Source organism: Streptomyces viridosporus, from assembly GCF_002078235.1.
GTDB classification, from domain to species: Bacteria; Actinomycetota; Actinomycetes; order Streptomycetales; family Streptomycetaceae; genus Streptomyces; species Streptomyces viridosporus.
In genome coordinates this window covers 1-5,025 of sequence record NZ_MSGP01000376.1, presented here as the reverse complement: position 1 = coordinate 5,025, position 5,025 = coordinate 1, and the positions used below count along the sequence as shown (strand labels likewise).

The following is a 5,025-nucleotide window of genomic DNA, read 5'->3' as shown; positions in this document are numbered from 1 at the left end:
CGGCGGCCTGGGGATGTACGGGGGTTCACGACACCGGCTCCTTCAGTACGCGGTCCACCGGGACGTCCGCCGTGACGGTCACGGCGGCCGGGTCCAGGTCGCCCGGTGCCGGCATCAGGCTGCCGGGCAGTTGGACGGCCGCCGCGCCGTGCGCGACCGCGGAGCCGAGCGCCTCCGGTCCGCGACCGCCGGCGACGAGGAAGCCGGCCAGCGAGGAGTCGCCGGCGCCCACGTTGCTGCGGACCGTGTCCACCCGTGCGGTGCCGAACCAGGCGCCGTCCTCGTTCACGAGCAGCTGGCCGTCGGCGCCCAGGCTGGCGAGCACGGCCGCCGCGCCCATGGCACGCAGTTCCTCGGCGGCCTTCACCGCGTCGCCCACGGTGCTCAGCGGACGCCCGACGGCCCCGGCGAGTTCCGCGGCGTTCGGCTTCACCACGTCGGGCCGCTCCCGCAGCGCCGCGAGCAGCGCGGGTCCGGAGGTGTCCAGGGCGATGCGCACGCCTGTGGCGTGGGCCCGCGCGACCAGTTCGGCGTACCAGGAGGGCGCGAGGCCGCGCGGCAGGCTGCCGCAGCAGGCGATCCAGTCCGCGTCCCGCGACTGGTGCCGCACCGTCTCCAGGAGCAGTTCCTGCTCGGCCGCCGTCAGGTGCGGGCCGGGCGCGTTGATCTTCGTCAGGACGCCGTCCGCCTCGGCCAGCGCGATGTTGGAGCGGGTGGCACCGGCGATCGGGACCGGCGCCACCTCGATGCCCTGCGCGTCGAGGAGTTCGGTAACCAGGGCGCCCGGTGCGCCGCCCAGGGGCAGTACGGCCACCGTGCGCCGGCCCGCCGCCGTGACGGCGCGCGAGACGTTGACCCCCTTGCCGCCCGGGTCCACGCGTTCGCCGGTGGCCCGGACGACCTCGCCGCGGTCCAGCGAGGGGACCTCGTAGGTGCGGTCCAGGGAGGGGTTGGGGGTGACGGTGAGGATCATGCGCGTACCACTTCCGTGCCGCCGCGTTCGATCGCGAGGGCGTCTTCCGGGCTCAGCCCGCTGTCGGTGATCAGCAGGTCCACGTCGCCCAGGCCGCCGAAGCGGGCGAAGTGCTCCTGGCCGTGCTTGGAGGAGTCGGCGAGCAGCACCACACGGCGGGCGGCGGCCATCGCCGCCCGCTTCACCGCGGCCTCGGCGAGGTCGGGGGTGGTCAGGCCGTGCTCGAGGGAGAAGCCGTTGGCGGCCACGAACAGCACGTCCGCGCGGATCTCGGCGTACGCGCGCAGCGCCCAGGCGTCCACGGCGGCGCGCGTGCGGTGCCGTACGCGGCCCCCGACGAGGTGCAGCTGGATGCCGGGGTGGTCGACGAGGCGGGCCGCGATGGACAGGCTGTGGGTGACGACGGTGAGGGAGAGTTCCACCGGGAAGGAGCCGGCCAGCCGCGCCACCGTGGACCCGGCGTCGACGATCACCGTGCCGTCATCGGGGACTTCGGCGAGGGCGGCCTTGGCGATGCGGTCCTTCTCGTCGGCCGCGGTCGTCTCGCGCTCGGCGAGGTCCGGCTCGAAGTCGAGGCGCCCGGCGGGGATGGCACCGCCGTGCACCCGGCGGACCAGGCCCGCGCGGTCGAGGGCCTTCAGGTCCCGGCGGATCGTCTCGGCCGTCACCTGGAACTGCTCGGCCAGCGAGACCACGTCCACCCGGCCGCTGTCGCGGGCGAGCCGCAGAATCTCCTGCTGGCGCTCCGGTGCGTACATGTCCGCTTGCCTCCGACCATGCCCGAACGTGTTGTTTCGCTTGAAGAGTACGGGCGAATGTCCGAAAAGTAAACAGCCGGTGATTCATCCGGGCACGAATGGGCGTCCGTTTGTGTCCGTTCTTCGCGTCCGCTCTTCGTGTCCGGGCTCCGTGGCCAGCCTCCGTGTCCGGTCATGGCGGAAGGGTCCGGCACCCCCGTGCTCTCGCGGGGTGCCGGGCGCTTCGGCAGGGCGGACATCAGCGGGAAGGTCAGGCCCGACGCCGACCCGGCGTGCGGTCGATGCGGGCGTAGTCGTCGGCCGGCCCGCCGGCGAGGACCGGACTCGCGGAGGCGGACGGGCCCTCCCCGTACCCGGCACGCAGGACAGCACCCGGGCGATCTCCGCCGTGTCGAAGCCGACGCCGAGCAGCACCCTGGACACGGGCGACCCGGCGATGCGGCCGGCGCCGCCCGGCCACGCCTTCGTCGTACAGGAGCCCCGAACTCGTGGGACCGGGCGAGGGAGTTGAGCGAACGGCCAACCAAGGCAGCGGGTGAGGCGGGGCGGTGAGGCGTCGCAATCCGCCGGTCGTGTCACGCGCCCGCCGTCAAACCCTCCCAGGGGAAGTCCCGCAGCGCCGCGAGATGGACCAGCGCCAACTCCGCCGGCCCCTGCGGTCCCTCGGCCGGACCGTCACCCGCCGCCCAGGCCTCCAGGGCGGTGCGCACGGCGGAACCGGCGACGGCGGCGGCGAAGCGCGACCGGGCGAGAGCGGCAACGTTGTCGACCCCGCCCGGAAGTTGACCGATCGTCCCCTCCTCCTTCGGCGCCTGCTCGTCCCTCACCCGTCCGTCCGGCACGCGGCCGGCCCCCGCCCGCTCCGCCAGCACCTCCGCCAGACTCCGCTCCGCCGCCTGGCACACCTCGGCCCACACCCTGCGCAGGGACGGGTTCTCCTCGGCCAGCCGGATCAGGGCGCGCACCCACTCCCAGGAGGCCACCGACACTCCGCGGCCGGGCGTCAGCGTGTGGCGCACGGCGCCCTCCAGGACCTGCGGCAGGGGGACCTCCGCGGGAGCGGTGCGCACCGCTTCCACCCAGCGCTGGGCGCCGGTCGCGTAGAGCGGGCCGACGGCCTCCTCCTTGGCGGCGAAGTACCGGTAGAAGGTGCGCGGCGCGACACCGGCCGCCTGGGCGATGTCCTCGGCGCGGGTGGCCCGCAGGCCCTGCCGGACGAAGAGGCCGGCCGCCGCGCGGGCGATCTCCATACGGGTCTCGGCCTTGCGCCGCTCGGTCAGCGACGCGGCGGTACCGGCCGCGGGGGTCGCGGGAAGCGGCGTCGGGGTGGTGCTGCTCACGCCCGGCAGGCTATGCCCCTGTGGCACAATCTGCCATCTGGCGGGCCACCCCGGGGTTCAGGTCCGGGGTGCCCCGCCCCCCACCACGTCGTTCCGTCCCCCGCCGCGTTGACACGTGTCCAGCCGCGTCGGCACGTACCCGGACACGGAGTCCCGTCCCCGGCCACGGCGCACCTGCGCCCGGCCACGGAGCACACGCGCCCGGACACGAAGGGAGCCGGGCCCGGCGCCCGGGGGGAGGGCGCCGAACCCGGCTCTGGGAAGTCCCGGCGCCGGGGGGGTTGTGCGTCGGGACGTGGTTCAGGGGCGGTGCGGCTCAGGCGGGCCGGGGACGGGACTCCGGGGCCCGGACTTCTGGGCTTGGAGTTCTTGTTCCCTGGGCCCGGTGGGTTGAAGCGACGCGGAACGGCCATGTTTTGCGCGGTCTTTCGCCACCCGGCGTACGCGGCCCGGGCGGGAGTGCGTCCCACCGCTCCCGCGTCGGCGGGCGGTGCGGCCGCGTCCCCGCGGTCCGCACGAGGGCGCCGTCCACCGCGCGGGCCGCGCGGCGGCGTCACGCCGCCGCGTCGAACCCGGTGTCGCGGGCCAGCTTCTTCAGCTCCAGCAGCGCGTGCTTCTCGATCTGGCGGATGCGCTCGCGGGTCAGACCGTGCTCCTTGCCCACCTCGGTCAGCGTGCGCTCCCGGCCGTCCTCGATGCCGTAGCGCATCTTGATGATGGAGGCCGTGCGCTGGTCGAGGCGGCCGATCAGGTCGTCCAGTTCCTCGCTGCGCAGCAGCGTCAGCACCGACTGCTCCGGCGACACCGCCGAGGTGTCCTCCAGGAGGTCGCCGAACTGGGTCTCGCCCTCGTCGTCCACCGACATGTTCAGCGAGACCGGGTCGCGGGCCCAGTCGAGCACGTCGGTGACGCGCTCCGGCGTGGAACCGAGCTCGGCTGCGACCTCGGCGGGCTCCGGGTCACGGCCGTGCTCGCGGTTGAACTCGCGCTGCACGCGCCGGATCCGGCCGAGCTCCTCCACGAGGTGGACGGGCAGGCGGATGGTGCGCGACTGGTCGGCTATGGACCGCGTGATCGCCTGGCGGATCCACCAGGTGGCGTACGTCGAGAACTTGAAGCCCTTGCGGTAGTCGAACTTCTCGACCGCGCGCACCAGACCGGCGTTGCCCTCCTGGATCAGGTCGAGGAGCGGCAGACCGCTGCGGGGGTAGCGGCGCGCCACGGCGACGACCAGGCGGAGGTTGGAGCGGATGAAGATGTCCTTGGCCCGCTCGGCGTCGTCGACCAGGGCCTGGAGCTCCTCGGTGGTGGCTCCGGCCTTGCTCTCCTCGTACCCGTCGAGGATCTGCCGCGCGAACACACCCGCCTCGATGATCTGGGACAGCTCGACTTCCTTGGCGGCGTCGAGCAGCGGCGTGCGCGCGATCTCGTCGAGGTACATGCCGACCAGGTCGCGATCGGCGATCTCGCCGCTGTGGGCGCGAACACTGCTTGCCGAGTCGACCGTCTCGCCTGCGGCGGACTGACGACGGGCGACGGCACGGGTTGCCATGCGTGCTCCCTTGCGATGGTGAGGTCAGCGGGTGGTCCTGCGGACGTCAGGCACGTTCGTCAGGCCCTTCCGGACTCTGGTCGGGTGCCCTGCATCCATGGGAAACAACGACTGGAATCCGGACAGAATTCCCACCCGTCCCGCAATTTTTCTGATCATGCAGTACCCTGTCCGCCCACACAGAGGAACGAGACCGTACCGGAGCGTACGAAGGGCCAGGTCAGGCCGGAGGCGGAGGGGCGCCCCGGGGCCCTCATCGCCCTGCACCGCCCCCGCGCGGACGAGACCGCGCTCACACCCGGCACCGCGCTCGTCACCCCGATGGAGTACCACCTTCGACCGCTCTCCCACGTGTAGACGGCCCGTGCCGCCCGATGGTTGCCATCGGGCGGCACGGGCCGT

General features: G+C 73.6%; 4 protein-coding genes. All 4 read right to left on the bottom strand.

What is annotated here, in order from left to right:
- Nucleotides 1–25: 25 nt before the first annotated feature.
- Complete coding sequence (pfkB, locus tag B7L92_RS25960; RefSeq protein WP_081239817.1) at nucleotides 26–973, bottom strand: 1-phosphofructokinase; 948 nt, start codon at nucleotides 971–973, stop codon at nucleotides 26–28.
- Nucleotides 970–1,731 carry a DeoR/GlpR family DNA-binding transcription regulator gene (locus tag B7L92_RS25955; RefSeq protein WP_081239816.1) on the bottom strand — a complete coding sequence of 254 codons (762 nt, stop codon included), beginning with the start codon at nucleotides 1,729–1,731 and terminating at the stop codon, nucleotides 970–972. Before B7L92_RS25955 ends, pfkB begins: the two co-directional genes overlap by 4 nt.
- 575 nt (nucleotides 1,732–2,306) lie before the next feature.
- Nucleotides 2,307–3,071, bottom strand: coding sequence for a TetR/AcrR family transcriptional regulator (locus tag B7L92_RS25950; protein WP_081239815.1), 765 nt, complete (start codon nucleotides 3,069–3,071; stop codon nucleotides 2,307–2,309).
- Nucleotides 3,072–3,624: 553 nt separating this feature from the next.
- A complete protein-coding gene (locus B7L92_RS25945; protein WP_081239814.1) occupies nucleotides 3,625–4,623 on the bottom strand; it encodes a sigma-70 family RNA polymerase sigma factor in 999 nt (332 codons plus the stop codon).
- Nucleotides 4,624–5,025: the final 402 nt, after the last annotated feature.